This is a genomic window from Pedobacter caeni, from assembly GCF_900129215.1.
In the GTDB taxonomy this organism is placed as follows: domain Bacteria; phylum Bacteroidota; class Bacteroidia; order Sphingobacteriales; family Sphingobacteriaceae; genus Pedobacter; species Pedobacter caeni.
This window is the reverse complement of sequence record NZ_FQUQ01000002.1, coordinates 503,671-518,409: the sequence shown is the minus strand read 5'-3', so window position 1 is coordinate 518,409 and position 14,739 is coordinate 503,671. Positions and strand designations below refer to the sequence as shown.

18 protein-coding genes are annotated in these 14,739 nt (G+C 40.9%); 7 read left to right on the top strand and 11 right to left on the bottom strand.

What is annotated here, in order from left to right; genetic code table 11:
* Positions 1 to 80 precede the first annotated feature (80 nt).
* Together BUC20_RS09610 and ccsA are read right to left on the bottom strand one after the other, a co-directional pair.
* The gene (locus BUC20_RS09610) at positions 81 to 299 is read right to left on the bottom strand and encodes a CcmD family protein (protein WP_073230378.1); all 219 of its coding nucleotides are present in this window, start codon (positions 297 to 299) and stop codon (positions 81 to 83) included.
* A gap of 54 nt (positions 300 to 353) precedes the next feature.
* Entirely contained in the window at positions 354 to 1,010 is a 657-nt protein-coding gene (gene ccsA, locus BUC20_RS09605) for a cytochrome c biogenesis protein CcsA (RefSeq protein WP_073230377.1), read from the bottom strand.
* Between the two features lie 698 nt (positions 1,011 to 1,708).
* On the opposite strand from ccsA, the gene BUC20_RS09595 reads away from it, so the two are divergent.
* The 3 genes from BUC20_RS09595 (at position 1,709) to BUC20_RS09585 (ending at position 2,598) form a co-directional block, all read left to right on the top strand.
* Entirely contained in the window at positions 1,709 to 1,909 is a 201-nt protein-coding gene (locus tag BUC20_RS09595) for a hypothetical protein (RefSeq protein WP_143166754.1), read from the top strand.
* 175 nt (positions 1,910 to 2,084) lie between these two features.
* The gene (locus BUC20_RS09590) at positions 2,085 to 2,291 is read left to right on the top strand and encodes a hypothetical protein (RefSeq protein ID WP_073230372.1); all 207 of its coding nucleotides are present in this window, start codon (positions 2,085 to 2,087) and stop codon (positions 2,289 to 2,291) included.
* Between the two features lie 82 nt (positions 2,292 to 2,373).
* Positions 2,374 to 2,598: a bacteriocin-like protein gene (locus tag BUC20_RS09585; protein WP_073230370.1), complete on the top strand. Its 225-nt coding sequence runs from the start codon at positions 2,374 to 2,376 to the stop codon at positions 2,596 to 2,598.
* A 23-nt stretch (positions 2,599 to 2,621) separates the two neighbouring features.
* On the opposite strand, the gene BUC20_RS09580 is transcribed toward BUC20_RS09585, so the two are convergent.
* Complete coding sequence (locus BUC20_RS09580) at positions 2,622 to 5,285, bottom strand: carboxypeptidase-like regulatory domain-containing protein (protein WP_084528720.1); 2,664 nt, start codon at positions 5,283 to 5,285, stop codon at positions 2,622 to 2,624.
* A 5-nt stretch (positions 5,286 to 5,290) separates the two neighbouring features.
* On the bottom strand, positions 5,291 to 6,124 hold the full coding sequence (locus BUC20_RS09575; protein ID WP_159441083.1) for a GLPGLI family protein: 834 nt from the start codon (positions 6,122 to 6,124) through the stop codon (positions 5,291 to 5,293).
* A 215-nt stretch (positions 6,125 to 6,339) separates the two neighbouring features.
* On the opposite strand from BUC20_RS09575, the gene BUC20_RS34440 reads away from it, so the two are divergent.
* On the top strand, positions 6,340 to 6,594 hold the full coding sequence (locus tag BUC20_RS34440) for a pentapeptide repeat-containing protein (protein ID WP_159441110.1): 255 nt from the start codon (positions 6,340 to 6,342) through the stop codon (positions 6,592 to 6,594).
* 253 nt (positions 6,595 to 6,847) lie between these two features.
* On the opposite strand, the gene BUC20_RS09565 is transcribed toward BUC20_RS34440, so the two are convergent.
* Positions 6,848 to 7,459, bottom strand: coding sequence for a hypothetical protein (locus BUC20_RS09565; RefSeq protein ID WP_073230363.1), 612 nt, complete (start codon positions 7,457 to 7,459; stop codon positions 6,848 to 6,850).
* Positions 7,460 to 7,546: 87 nt separating this feature from the next.
* Entirely contained in the window at positions 7,547 to 8,206 is a 660-nt protein-coding gene (locus BUC20_RS09560; RefSeq protein ID WP_073230361.1) for a heme exporter protein CcmB, read from the bottom strand.
* Positions 8,207 to 8,279: 73 nt separating this feature from the next.
* On the opposite strand from BUC20_RS09560, the gene BUC20_RS09555 reads away from it, so the two are divergent.
* Entirely contained in the window at positions 8,280 to 8,771 is a 492-nt protein-coding gene (locus tag BUC20_RS09555) for a methylated-DNA--[protein]-cysteine S-methyltransferase (RefSeq protein WP_073230359.1), read from the top strand.
* Positions 8,772 to 8,775: 4 nt separating this feature from the next.
* Positions 8,776 to 9,291: a DUF421 domain-containing protein gene (locus tag BUC20_RS09550; protein ID WP_073230358.1), complete on the top strand. Its 516-nt coding sequence runs from the start codon at positions 8,776 to 8,778 to the stop codon at positions 9,289 to 9,291.
* Here BUC20_RS09550 and BUC20_RS09545 read toward each other — a convergent pair.
* The 5 genes from BUC20_RS09545 to BUC20_RS09525 all read right to left on the bottom strand — a co-directional run bounded on the left by BUC20_RS09545 (position 9,288) and on the right by BUC20_RS09525 (position 12,394).
* Positions 9,288 to 9,800 carry a hypothetical protein gene (locus BUC20_RS09545; RefSeq protein ID WP_073230356.1) on the bottom strand — a complete coding sequence of 171 codons (513 nt, stop codon included), beginning with the start codon at positions 9,798 to 9,800 and terminating at the stop codon, positions 9,288 to 9,290. The genes BUC20_RS09550 and BUC20_RS09545 overlap by 4 nt on opposite strands.
* A gap of 210 nt (positions 9,801 to 10,010) precedes the next feature.
* The gene (locus BUC20_RS09540; protein ID WP_073230354.1) at positions 10,011 to 10,433 is read right to left on the bottom strand and encodes a hypothetical protein; all 423 of its coding nucleotides are present in this window, start codon (positions 10,431 to 10,433) and stop codon (positions 10,011 to 10,013) included.
* Positions 10,434 to 10,436: 3 nt separating this feature from the next.
* On the bottom strand, positions 10,437 to 10,772 hold the full coding sequence (gene gldC / locus BUC20_RS09535) for a gliding motility protein GldC (protein WP_073230352.1): 336 nt from the start codon (positions 10,770 to 10,772) through the stop codon (positions 10,437 to 10,439).
* Complete coding sequence (locus tag BUC20_RS09530) at positions 10,773 to 11,051, bottom strand: hypothetical protein (protein WP_234994491.1); 279 nt, start codon at positions 11,049 to 11,051, stop codon at positions 10,773 to 10,775.
* Positions 11,052 to 11,062: 11 nt separating this feature from the next.
* Positions 11,063 to 12,394: a DEAD/DEAH box helicase gene (locus BUC20_RS09525; RefSeq protein ID WP_073230349.1), complete on the bottom strand. Its 1,332-nt coding sequence runs from the start codon at positions 12,392 to 12,394 to the stop codon at positions 11,063 to 11,065.
* Positions 12,395 to 12,824: 430 nt separating this feature from the next.
* Between BUC20_RS09525 and BUC20_RS09520 the strand changes: the two genes are divergently transcribed.
* Positions 12,825 to 14,732 (top strand): M1 family metallopeptidase, encoded by a 1,908-nt coding sequence (locus tag BUC20_RS09520; protein ID WP_234994490.1) that lies wholly within the window; start codon positions 12,825 to 12,827, stop codon positions 14,730 to 14,732.
* Positions 14,733 to 14,739: the final 7 nt, after the last annotated feature.

The window sequence follows — 14,739 nt, the reverse complement described above, 5'->3', positions numbered from 1 at the left end:
AATGCAAATACAGAATTACTTAGTGTAATCGAAACACCACATCATAAAACAAGCAAAAACAGGGCCTAAACGATTTAAAATTAGATTTTAGCCGAAGTTTTCTTTTCTATTTTTTTTAATCTTTTTTCTATCGTAAATAGAAACAAAAGCAAGCCCAGTAAGATTAGCAGTACGACTGCCACTACAACGTATATTTTACCCGATGCATACAGGCTATCTGTAATGGCTGAACCTTGTCCCTGAGCAAACAATTGCATCGTGATCATGAGCATTAAAAAGGTTGCTGTAAATTTTTTCATTAGTATATGATATATATTTATTGTTCAATGGCAATGAAACCGTGAATATTTTATTTAGCGCTGTGCTTTTTCAAGTACACGAAGCCTGTACAGGATGGTATAGATCCAGTAGCCGATCAGGATCCAACCCAAACAGGCAGGATAGAATACCATTCTCATGCGGCTATCCAGGTCGTAAGCATTAAAACCAGGATTTCCTCCATCTCCAGGGTGCAGGGAATCGGATAATCTTGGCAATACAAAAAGTAATACAACCATGATCGGGAAAGCAAATATGTTATAAATGGCGGAGATCTTCGCCCGTTTTTGTTCTTCATCAATGGCATTCCTCAGAACGAGGTAAGCAAAATAGAGCAGGATGGCAATGGCAGCAAAGTTTTGCTTCACATCAAAGCTCCAGGCTTGTCCCCAGGCAAATCTTGCCCAGATCATACCGGTGGTTAATCCCAGAATACCAAAAACTACGCCGGCGTTAACACTCTCAACAGCCTTAATATCGTCATGAGGATTACTGCTGCTCAGGTATTTGATGCTGTAAAAAACCGAGGTACTAAATAATACAATCATGCTGAACCACATCGGAACGTGGAAATAAAGGTTTCTGATGCTTTCACGTATGATAGGTAAATCAGGTGTTTTAATCAAAAAACCTGCAATTGTTGAGTAAATCACCAACACTGCTCCTAATATTTTCCACCAGCTCTTGTACATTGATCTAAAAATTTAATTTTTTCAATTTGATTAAGCGTCAAATGTAAAGAGAAATTTGTCTACTTCTTTATAATTAAGCCAATAAACACAAGGGCTTTAAAGTTCAAATGAACTTAAATGACGGAGACATTACTCAATCTACCCTGATCATCAATCGCTCCTTAAGAAAAAGAGCTGACACAGAAACGAATAATCGTCACAAAAAAGTTGCAAAATTAAAATCAGTTGATTTAACTATATGTAAGCCATAAACATACTAATCATGAAAATAGTCACACACAAAAGGCCAAAAATATTTTAAAACTATATATTTAATAATTATATTAAACTATTAATTACAAACAACGTACTGATAAAAAATATACAACCCTGAATATCTTTAAAAGATTTTAACGCCCAGGTCCCTATTTTCTTTTTCTGCCGCAGAATACTTTCAGATGCTAAAATTAATGTAATAAGTCTTTTCAACAGTTTATTCAGCTTTTCGATAATAAAAACTACAGCCCCGGCTGCAATCCGGAACAAGAAAGCAATACATTGACTAACCAGATTATCCTTATGTTAAAACTGAAAAATGCTCAGACACTGAGCAAAGCTGACGTGAAAAATCTATCAGGAGGCACAGCAAATGCAAGAAAGCTGCCTTGTTTCGATACCTGCGAATTATGCTAAAATTCATCCATTTAAATCTTACAATCATGAAAAAAAACAATTTAAACAAACAAGGAAAAAAACTAAACCGAAATGAGCTTAAAGAGGTAACAGGCGGAATCAGACACAACCCGAACTGTCCTCCATCCTGCATGGATCAGGATCCGGGTGGCTTCCGTTGCCCCGATACCATGGACTGCATAGAATACAGCTGCGGAGAAAATGAATACGGATATTATTGCGCATAAAAACCAATTCAAAAATAAAAACTAAAAGTTATGACATCCCTGAAATCGAACTACCCGGCTAAATTGAGCAGAAATGAGCTGATACGAACCGATTGGAGGAGGCAATGTATGCAGTAACGGGATCTGGGTTTCCACCTGTACCTAACCAGTATTTTTTCAACTAAACTTAAATTTCATGTTAAAAAACAATTCAAAACCACAAAACAATCAAAAATTAAACCGGACCGATCTTAAAAATGTAATGGGCGGAGGAGGTCCTATTAATCACTGTCCGGAAGCCTGTTTTTTTGACGAGAACCTTCCCGGTGGCAGCAGTTGCATTGAACCACTTGAATGTCGTTTTTACCCTTGTGAAAGAGGAGGCACCATGACCTGTCAGTAAAAGAGACAGCCATTATCAAACTATTTTAACGCTCTTTATTCATCAATTTCTCACCAAAAAACATTTTAAAAAACCAATTATTATGTTGACAAACAATTCAAATCCGAAAGGAGCTAAAAAGCTCAGCAGAAACGAACTTAAAAGTATAACCGGAGGAACAGGAGCAGCAGTACAAAATGCATGCGGCTCATCAGGCTGTACTTATCAGGAAGGAGGCATTACAAAATATGGTTGCCCGCAATATTGGACCTGTCTCGTTTACAACTGCAGTAACAATGAAAAAAGGTATAGTTGCAGACTTCAGTAGCGCTCAATTTTAATCCTAAAACCCTAAAAATTAAAACTATACTTAAAAAGAAAGGTTCGCTGCCGGAGTGGCATAGCATAAATAGAAAGTTCATTAGCATTGGAGCTGCTCTGCGAATACTGGTCCTGACCAACTACATTGATGCACTGTAACTCAAAAGACCCGGCGATTTTTTTGGGAGAATATCTCAGGCTGATGTCAAAGAATTCATTTTTAGTTTGCTGCTGAAGGGATTGGTTAAAGTTTACCATACTATAATTAATCTGGTAGAATAACCTGCTATTAACCCTATGGGTCCACTCGGCTCTAACCTTATGACGCTCCACTACAGTTTCCAGCCGTTGATTTAACGACTGCTGGTGATTGATCGTCTGCATAAAATCGTAAATAACTGCGAGGCTGATCCGCGCTGATATTTTTTTTCGCAGGGAACTTCCTGCGTTCAACTGTATCGCTTCAAACGGGTTAACCTCGTTGTTGTAAACAGTATTACCCTTTTGCAGGTTAAGGTTTGCCCGGAATGAAACATTAGTGCCGATAAAAAAAACATATTTAGATAGGTTAGCGCCAAGATTATACTGCTGCATCCTGTTATCAAAGTCTATCGCAATGGCCCTGGTAAGGCCCCTGTCAATCATAAAAGAGCTGATATAGTTTTGTTTTGAAGACAGGTAGCTGAGCTCAATATTGTAAAAAAACATGTTGATCGGCCTCCGGAAAGCATACCTGGCGGACAGGTTCTGATGATCAGTCCTGGGTAGTGGGATATCATTAGAATTGAATTGCCTGAAATTAACCAGCATCAGCCCGGAATACACGTCTTTTATTTCGCCAAATGCCGTTGCCGATGAATAATCCAATTGTAACTGAGAAAACTTTCCTGCATTCATACGAAAGGAAAGCGCAGGGTTTGGGTTGAAGTAATTCTGTTTTGACTCCACTTGCTTAACGTGATCCTGATAAGTGATCAGATTTAAACCAGGAGCTAAAGATAAGTTAAGCGATCCATTTTTAAACTGATAAAGGGCAGACAAATTCCCCTTGAGTTCCAGATGCTGAAAACCAATATCATTGCGAAATTCCGGACCTGGTAAACGCTCCTCTCCTGTCAAACCGGTAACTCCAAGATGACTGAAGAGCCGATTTTTTTCCAGCGCAAGTCCGGCAGAGGCAGAGATGACCAGCTGATCTATTTTTTTCCGCAAAGCAATATTTTGCTCGATAACCAGGTCCTCTGTTAATACCTGCTGAGCCGCTTTTAAATATTCCGCTCCGCCATTTAACAGTTGCTGATGAATTCCCGGCGAGATCAGTAGCTGCTCATCGTTCTTCTGGTGCTGGACTAAACTTCTGTATTCAATAAGGCTTTCCCTCCCTAATGCTTTGACCACAGTAGTCAGATTACTAAGTGAGTGATAGTACGCAGGCTGACGCTGCTCAAAAGGCTGGTCATTTTGAGTGGTCTGACCATTTCTTTTCCACCTCGGCATCTCTAAACTTGTCTGCGAGCGGAAGTAAATATTGCGGCTGTTTTTCTCTAACTGCACCTTGGCATTCCAGCTCTGCTGCCTGTAGGTATTGTCCTGATGTTCATCGTAACTGATGGTATCTGCACTGGCTAAAAAATAAGCCAGGTGGTTGCTGAAACGGTACTTACGTTTGAACTGAGATGAGGAAAGGTTCAAACGCATCGTCCAATCTCTCCCTAATGATAGCAGGGGATTGATACTGCCGGAAAAATCATTATTCATCAGGTAATACTTCTGCTGGACATCAGGAATGATTTCGCTCTGCATGGAAAGGTAACTCTGAGACCTCCTGAGCTTCAGTTCAGCAGATGAGGGCTCCCCGACTTCTTCCATTTCATTCAGCAGATCCAAGCCGATGTTGTTGGCTTTAAATGTGGAGATCGCCTTGCTCTTCTTTTTAAACATCAGGCTTGAAAGCTCGCCAAAGTAAGCCCTGTTTCCTGCACCAAGCTGGGCAGTATTGGTAATGATTGTTCTGGCAGTGTTACTCAAGGTCAGATTTATCGCCACATCATCACTCCTCACATACCCTTTGAGTGCTTTAACCGGCTGATCTGCCTCAATAACCTGCAACTGATCTACTGCACCAGCCGGGATATTTTCAGTTGCCAGTTTATAGTTTCTATCCAAAAGGTTCTCCCCATCGATATAGACTTTGGAAATCCGCTTTCCATTAAAGCTAATCCCACCCTTTTCATCAACCTGAATACCAGGCATTCTTGCGATCACATCAGCAATCACCCGGTCCTGGTTTTCTCTGAAATGGCTCACGTTATATTTTATCGTATCTAAAGATTTACTGACTGGACTCCCGGACTTAATCGTCACCTCCTGCAATCTGGTCACATTGCTCACCAGTTTAACAAATAGTTCTCCCCCTCCGGCATTTTTTAAGGCAAGAAGAAAAGGCTTAAAACCGATGGCAGAAACTTTGATTGATAAGTCAGCTCTTTGGGGGATTCCGATATTGAACCTGCCCTGATCATCCGTTCCGGAAAAGACAACACCGGCACCGCTTTGATCAATAATAGTAACGGATGCGGAGGTAATGGAAACTCCGGTACTATCACTGACCGACCCAAAAATCCTGGACTGCCCAAAACAGAGCGCCATCTGCAGTGAAAGAAATAAAAACAGGGAAAAAGCTCGCTTTAGCATGCTCCTTATTTATCCAGTTCCAGAGGAAAGTTTAACTTGAAGCCACTTTTCGAATGACTTGCAGCCCCCGCATTATTCATCAGCAAGGTAACAGTTGCAGGATCAAAGGCATCCATATCCAGGTTCTCCGTAGAAGCCTTTTCCATGCGGTCATATTGGGCTACAGTGGTTGAGGTAAGCGCTTTAGGCAAATCTATAGAAATTCCTTCCGGAAGCTTTCCAGACAGGGATAGCCCGGTACAGCTAAAGGAGATGCGGCCACTTTGGTCATAGGCCTCCAAGATCAACCCAGGAAGGCCATTGAGTTTCCATGGTCCAAAGGCAGCCGGAATATCGGTAGTAAACCACGCAGTATATACCCGGCCTTTCCACAGGCCGGTAGCTTCCTGACAAGTATGTCCAAGAATCTCTTTGGTTTCAGCAGAAATCTTCCAGTCGATTTTGTCTTTATCTGTGGCAATCAAATAATCGTTACCGTTAAAGTTCTTAACGATGGCCCGTTTATGGTTATCCGCATATATTCGTTCCGGGGTAGTGGGCACAAAAGTACCCATATCGATCTCCTCTCCCTCACGCTCTTCAGCAGCTTTGAGTATTGCGCGGTTCACAGAATCCTGAGTATGTTTGGTCTGGCTTAGGTAGACACTTCGATCAGCATTGAAGGCGAGGAGGAACTCCTCAGTCCAGACATTTGCGCTTCGGGTAGAATCCCTGATATGACTAAACCGGTAATGAGCTATCGAAACGGGCGGTAAATGGGTATCCCTGATGCTACCGGTAAAACCGCAGAGCAGGCAAAATACAATTGCCCATAAACCCAGATTATAATATCTTTTCATATTTACTAAAGTTTTAAAAGGCCATCCTCCTTTTATTTTGATTATGGCCATCCGGAAAAGACTTTGTCTTATCCGGATATCCAGGTTTTTTCCTTAGGCTAATGAATAGCCCTAAGCAAACACCATAAAATTAGTTGCAGTTCTGGTTATTAAAATGGTTCCAGATACCGCTCATTACTCCCGGGGCGTTTACCGCATCGTTGTAAACATGTACAATCACATCACCACAGGACAAATGGAAAATATATGCCGTTGTTCTTCTTCTTAGTTTTGTACTTTTCTCAGTTGCTTTTTTCTCCACCGCTGTTTTTTCTGAAGCGACTTTTTCAAAAGCAATTTTTTCCGGAGCGTTTTTAGATAGATGTAGGGTCTTCGATGGGGTTCCCTCAGATGCCATGGCACTAAAGCCCATTACTGTGCACACTAATGCGATAAATAAATGTTTCATAGTTCTTTTTTTAAGTAAATGATTAAAATTTGTTTTTAAAAAGGCGGATGGCCTTTGTTTTCAAAATCGAATCTCCAAAGAAAACTATCAGTAAAAAATACGGAACCCACATTCGGCTGACTTCAGCTCACATTCGTAAGAGAAAGTGAAAAATTTGCAAAACGAAATAATTGACCTGAACATTCGTCCCGGCTTATTCCCGGAACAGGCGGGTATAGATTCAAACCAGCTGAATATCGAGATAACCTTCCCCATGATCTCAGGGGCGTAACAGGCTAATAAAACTGCTTAACGGTCTCTATGGCTCCATTCCCTTCGTTCACAAACAGGTAAACAAAGCCATTGTCCCGAAATAACGCACAATCTTTAATTTCAAACTGCCCTAAAAAGAATAAAGGCTGACTGTCTTTTATGATCCATTGAGGATTCTGAACCCATTTTGGAGCTTTACCATGGTAGCGAAACATTTCATTGAAACGGGTTTTAACTGCGAGTTTTATTTCCGTTTTAGTCTTCAGGCCTTCCCTGACCGGCAAAATATAGTGTTCAATAAAAGTCATATCGGCATCTACATATTTGGGCTGAGCATCCAGGATCAGGGAATGTATTTCCTCATATTCTTTATAGGCCGAAAAAGAAACGTTCTTTTTTGTTAAAAACAGCTGAAGGAATCCTTGTGCATTATAGCAACCGGCGATGGTTTTAAGGTTTTGTTCTGCGAGATAAAGAAAAGGACTGGTCTCAGAGAGGTAAGTTCCATTCCAATTGATTGAATCATCAGACAGCAAGGTTTCTAAAGCAGGGTTTTCAATCAGTGCAGCTTCCAGTTCAGCACCTTTCAGTTTTCCTTCAACAAAATCTTTTAAGAAAAGCAGCTCTTTTTCCATATTTAAAATCTATCAGACCACAAACCAGACCTCCAAATCAAGGGAATATCAGATACAAACCCCGCCTGCACTCATTCGGCGGAGGTATTAATCTCTCCAGAGGTAAGGAAAAAGAATCAGTGAAACCGCCATCACCAATGCATTGATGATCAGCAACAGACCAATCTCGTCCATACTTACACTCCTATCCAATCCATCTATGGCATTTTTAGTGAGCTTAATCAATACGATCAGGACCGGAATCACCACCGGAAAGCTTAGAATTGCCATCAGCATCCCGCCGTTACCTGCTTTGGACGCAATGGCAGAAACCATAGTAAAGATGGTAGAGAAGCTCAGACTTCCCAACAGGGTTGCCACAATATATAAGCCCAGATCTTCCGGCACATAGTTAAACACCATGGTATAAAAAGCCAGTGCAATCACCGTGAGCAGCATCATCAGCAACACATTATAAATGGTCTTTGAAATGATCAGTGCCAGCGGGCTTGCGATGGTATAAATGTACAGCTGCCTTCCTTTGCTTTCCTGAAGAAAACTTTTGGAGACGGCATTGATCGAAGCAAACAGCATGATGATCCAGAATAAAGCATTCCAGGTAATCTTTTCTACACTTACAAAAGATAAATAGCAGACAAAAACCGTCGACACTACATACAGGAGAACGCCATTTAAAGCATATTTAGAACGCCATTCCAGCAGCAACTCTTTCTTAATTAAAAACTTTACCTGATCTATTAAATTCATGCAGCCGCAAAGATAATTCTTAATCCCCGATCTTTTATCTTTGTAAATTAAATATCCATAATATTGTATTCCTATGAATATTCAGTATTGCAGTATTTTACAAAGCCCGGTTGGTCCGGTCAGCATCTTTGCTGATGAACAATTTGTGCAAAAGATCACCTTCAAGGAAGACCTCATTACTGAGCCGAATGAAAACGAGATTACACGGCTTGCCGAATCCCAGTTAAAGGCCTATTTTGAAGGAGATTTAAAGGTTTTCACTTTGCCGATCAAACAACCGGGAACCACCTTCCAGCAGGAAGTATGGGCCGCTTTGCTGACGATAGATTATGGAATTACCCGCTCCTATTTGCAAATGGCCAAGCAGATGAACAATGTACTTGCCATCAGGGCGATGGCAGCGGCAAATGGGAAAAACGAATTGGCGATAGTAGTCCCTTGTCATAGGGTAATAGGAAGTGATGGTACTTTAGTGGGTTATGCCGGGTCTCTATGGCGTAAAAAATGGCTGCTGGACCATGAACGCGAAGTCAGTCAGCAGGGACAAATGACCTTAAAATTCTAAGCACATGAACCAATACCTCGACATCATACTAAGAAGCCTTGCCGTCTATGCTTTTATGCTGGTGGCCATCCGTTTAACCGGAAAAAAGGAACTGTCTCAACTCAACACGACTGATGTAGTACTCATTCTTTTGATCAGTAACGCTGTTCAGAATGCAATGGTAGGGAACAATACCAGTCTTACCGGAGGCCTTGTTGCCGCCGCCGTTCTGTTTGCCCTTAATTATGCCTTAAAAAAGCTGATGTTCAAAAGTAAAAAGTTCAGGGAGCTTCTTTCGGAAAAACCGGAAATCCTGATTCACAACGGGGATCTTGATTTCGCCACGCTCAGTAAGCTAGACATCAGCAATGAAGAATTACGCGAAGCGATGAGGGAACATGGAGTAGAGAAATATAAAGATGTAAAACTGGCCATGTTCGAAACTGATGGGAATATCAGCATCATCACAGGTTCAGGAGATTTAAAGCAAACTCAATATAAACGCAAGAAGAAACACAAAACCCTGGGTTCGCTGAATTAAGCTCCGCTTACTCCAGAATCAACACCTCCTGCTGAATTACTTATACATTTACCTTCCTTTATTTCTTCAAATTTTCCTTCTAGTAAAAGAATAAAAGCAACGGCATCAAAATCAAGAAAGCGGTCTTTATATTTCAATATCATCTCTTTAAAATATAGAGAAATATCATCACATAGCGCCTTTCTTGTTTCATCTTCTGATAAATCTTCATATTTATCTATGACAAGCATTTGGTCTATAATAAGTTTATCATCCTTCTTAATGTACCTCGAAAACGATTTTAAATTACCTGCTTCAATATTTTTCAGATGAAAAAATCTAAGAATGGTACCAAGTGCAATATGACTATATTTTGGGTCAAGTGTAGTTAATTTGACAGAAATTGAATCTTGCCAAGAGTAGTTATTTAAACCATCAATAATGTAATCTAAAACCTTTTGGTTCGTAAACGCCTTTTCGGCTGTCTTTCCTCCTTGAGAATCATAAGTGATTTTTAAAAAAATTCCCATAATATATTAAATATCAATGATGTGTTTTATTTCGATTCCCTTTTATTCCTGATAAGTAATGTTTTAATAACCTTACTTTTGCCAAACCTCAATTTCAAGCTTTTTATCACATTGCCAAAAAACCACAAAACGATTGTAAAGCTTTCACTTACAATCGTTTTGCATGTTTTTAATCTTTGAAGTGTATTTACTGAAAATTTATTTTAATAATTATACTGCCGCTCCCTCAGGAACAGGAGGATTCAGCACAACAATTTTAGGTCTCCTTACCGTAATCAAAATAAACGTACCTGCAAGGATCACATACCAGCCCCATTTATATTTCACCATTCCCGCAGCCAGGTTCACCAGCTTTTTGAAGTGAAGAAATCCAAAAGAACCATGAGCCTTGAAATAGATTCCAACAAGGGTAATGGCCACCAATACAATTCCAGCCCATCCTGCAAATTTAATCAGTCCGGCTTTTTGAGTAAAAGCACCCAGCAGCCCTATTGCCACCAACACATAAAAAGCGATGGCCAGCGTCTGGTCTAAATCGAAATAGTTCCAGTTGCCGATAATCGGAATGCGCAACAAGGGGCAAATTCCACCAACTGCCATGATCACGGCACCTATAATTCCCTGAGCTCTCATTTCTTATTGTTGTGTATTGATTCCCATTTTATCGGCAAAATGCGCGCAGTAATCGCGCAGATCCTCGATGATCAGTTTTTCTCCTGTCGCTTTAAGGAAGCTATCACCCATGGTTTGCAAGGTCTCATAAAAAAACCTTTTCATTTCGTCTACAGGCATGTCTTTAGTCCATAAATCGATGCGCATAGAGTTCTTATAATTATGATCCCAAAGGGCCAGCATCATAGATTTTACCGGCACTTGCTCCTGGCTTTTCGAGTCTGTAGATTCCCAAAGGATATTGTCAGGTACATTGTTATCATCTAACTGCACCGTAATTTTAATTTCTGCTTGTTTCATTTAATATATGCTGACTTTTATAATAAAAACTAAGATGATGGTGAACACAATAAAGGCACATTCTATGGCCCATATTTTTTTAAGCTCAGGAATAAACTTCCTGAAAATCTGATCGGAGATAAAAGAAACCAGGACAATTAAAAAACTAAACCACATTAATATCTTTGTCAGGTCGATTGTTTTTTCGGATGGTGCAGGTGATTTTTCAAACATCATCAACACAGCAATCACCAGAAAGATCGCAGAAACAATATTAAGCGGTGTCAGTTTTACTTTCAAGTCCTCTTTGTTTACTTCCTTTTTTTGAATTTCTTTGATTTCCAGGCAGGAGTTTTATTTTTATTCTTCTCCCTTTCTGCGGCGGCAATAGCTGCTGCATGTTTTTTCTCATGGAAGGCTCCTTTAAACTCAGGATCATCTTTACGTTTCTGATCATCAATAGCCCTGTTAATGGCCTGACGTTCTTCGTAAGGGGTCTCTTCCACGAAAACTTCCGTTGGCAAAGGTACTACAGGAATCTCCTGTCTGATTAACTTTTGTATTTTCTCAATGTAATATTTTTCCGCTGGTGTGAAAAAGGTCAGGGCATCGCCTTTGGCATAAGCCCTTCCTGTACGACCAATACGATGTACATAATCTTCGATAATGATCGGTACATCAAAATTGATCACATGAGAAACCTCAGAAACGTCAATTCCACGGGAAGCCACATCTGTAGCCACCAATACCCTGACATTTCCTTCTTTAAAACTATTGATGGAGTTGATCCTGGTATTCTGTCCTTTATTTGCATGAATTACCCTTACTGCATCGGCACCGAATTTACGTTCGATGAAGCTAAAGATGTTGTCCGCTACAGTTTTGGTTTTACAGAAAATGATCAGTCTTTTAAACTCCTCATCATTTTTCAGCAGGTGCTGCAACAGGTTGATCTTTGTTTTTAAATTGGGAACCTCATATAAGGTCTGAGTAACGGTTTGAGCAGGTGTGGCCTGTAAACCAACCTCAATAACGGTAGGGTGTTTCAGGAAATCTCCGGCAATTTTTTGTACCAGATCGCTCATTGTAGCAGAGAACAGCAGGTTTTGACGTCTGCGTGGAACTACTTCCAGGATGCGGTGAATAGAGCCGATAAAGCCCATATCCATCATTTTATCCGCCTCATCTAACACCAGGAATTTTAAATACTGGGTATTGATGTGTCCGGCCAGATAAATATCCAGGAACCTTCCGGGAGTGGCGACAATGATATCAACTCCGGCTTTAATCTGTTCGATCTGTGTTTTCGGACCAAGACCACCATAAACCACTACGGTACGGAGGTCTGTATATTTAGAGAAAATTTTGATGTGTTCAGTAATCTGCATCGCCAGCTCTCTTGTAGGAGCCAGGATCAAGGCACGTGCAGCATCTCCCTGCGCGTACTTCAATTGCATTAAGATCGGCAAAACATAGGCTGCAGTCTTTCCTGTTCCGGTTTCAGCAATGCCGAATATATCCTGTCCTGATAAAACAGGCGCAATTGCTTTCTCTTGTATTGGGGTGGCATGAGTAAACCCAGCATCAGCTACAGCATTTAATATCTGGCGATTAAGGTTAAACTCTTCAAATGTTTTGGGCATTTTGCAAATATACTATTATTTACAGGATCAGAAATTACATTTTTACGGAACCTTGTTTAAAGCCCTGATCATGTCCTCTGCATCAGTGACCACCTTGGCGATCAACCCCTTTTTATCGATAATGAGGTGTGTTGGATGTCTTTTGAGATTTCAGCAACCGGGACCACCGGTTTTCCTGCTGTGTTTTGTTGTGCCCGAACGCAAACCCCAACGAACAAGAGCAATAATACCCATGAAAATGCAATGTTTCTTCTCATTTTTGATGCTTATCTTCCATACTAAAGTTACCGATACCAATCTAAGTATTATTTATCATGACAATTCTTTTTGAAAATCATAAAACCAGTACTTTTATATATCTATACAATTGATTATGGATTCACAATCCTAAAACCGGGTTTAAGGCTTCTTAAAACCTCCAAGAATACAAATGATGAAAAAGAATCTCTTCCGCCTGCTGACCACTGGTTTTCCTGCTACCCTTGCGCTGATCATCACTGCCAGCACCACTTTACAAGCTCAGGAATTATACCTTCCCCGAAACATCAAGGCTGCTTACGATAAAGGAAGCCGTTCTAAAGACGGCAAACCGGGAAAACAATACTGGCAGAACCAGGGGAAATACGACATGACCATACAGGTTACCCCGAACACCAAAATGGTGGAGGGAACAGAAATGATAAAATATACCAATCACAGTCCCGACACCCTTCATCAGGTGGCCATCCGTTTTGTAAACAACCTGCACAAGCCCGAGGCACCAAGATCAGGTTATGTGAGTCCGGATTTTCTCAGCGCCGGACTGAACATTAAGTCATTTGAAGTAAACGGTCAAAATTACACAATAGACAGTAAAGACTGGGGTACGGTAGAAGAAGTACCACTTAAGAGCGCCATCCTTCCTGGTCAGACCGCAGTTTTCAACATCAGCTGGTCTTATCCCCTGTCTAAACAGAGTGGAAGAGAAGGACAGCTGGACAGTACCACCTTTTTTGTGGCTTATGCCTTTCCAAGAATCTCCGTATACGATGATTACAATGGCTGGGATATGATTCCTCATACCGACCGCGCAGAGTTTTACAATGATTTCAATGATTACCATCTAACCGTTAAAGCACCAAAAAACTATGTGGTATGGGCTACCGGTGATCTGCTGAATCCGGATGAAGTCCTGCAACCCCTTCCTGCAGAAAGATTAAAGAAATCTTATACCAGCGGGGACATCATTGCCATTGCTACTGCGGAGGAAATGGCAAAAGGACAAGTGACCCAACAACGGGAATGGAACAGCTGGAAATTCAAGGCAGCACATATCACAGACATCACCTTTTCCCTGAGCAACCATTACCTATGGGATGCTTCAAGTGTGGTGGTTGATGCAAAAACCAACAGACGAGCCAGTGTACAAACGGCCTATGATGCAAAAGCGAAAGACTTTGCACAGGCAACCGGCTGGTCAAAACAAGCTTTAGACTGGTTTTCAAATCATTGGCCGGGTATTCCCTACCCTTTCTCAAAGATGACTGCCGTTCAGGGCTTTGCCGACATGGAATATCCGATGATGGTAAACGATTCCAGTACTCCTGATATGGAGTTTTCCCAGTTTGTACTGAACCATGAAATTGCACATACCTATTTCCCTTTTTATATGGGCACTAATGAAACCAGGTATGCCCATATGGACGAAGGCTGGGCAACGACCCTGGAGTACCTGATCGGAACAGCACAACTGGGTAAAAAGAAAGCGGATGATAATTATAAGAAATTCAGGGTAAACCGGTGGATCTATGATCCTGCTACTGAGGAAGACCAACCAATCATTTCCTTATCCACACAGGTATCGGGTACCGGATATGGCAACAATGCCTATGTAAAGCCCTCCCTGGCGTATTTAGCACTGAAAGACATGCTTGGCGATGTGGCCTTCAAAAAGTCGCTCCATGCCTATATGGAACGCTGGAATGGCAAACATCCTATTCCCTGGGATTTTTTCTACACCATCAATGCTGTTTCGGGACAAAACCTGAACTGGTATTGGAACAACTGGTTTTTCAGCAACAATTACATCGATCTGAGTATTGCTAAAGTGAGCAATACAGGCTTAAAATATCAGATTTCGCTTCGCAATACCGGCGGTTTTGCTGTTCCTTTTGATGTTAAACTCAGCTATAATGATGGGACTACTGAAGTGTTTCATCAGACACCCGCCATTTGGAAAGCCAATCAAAAAGCAGCGGTTATTTCTTTAAATGCGAAGAAGGCAGTGTCAGAGATCAACCTTAACGGAGGAATATTTGTAGATGCAAACGATAAGGACAATACCTGGAAAAGTAAATAACAAATTT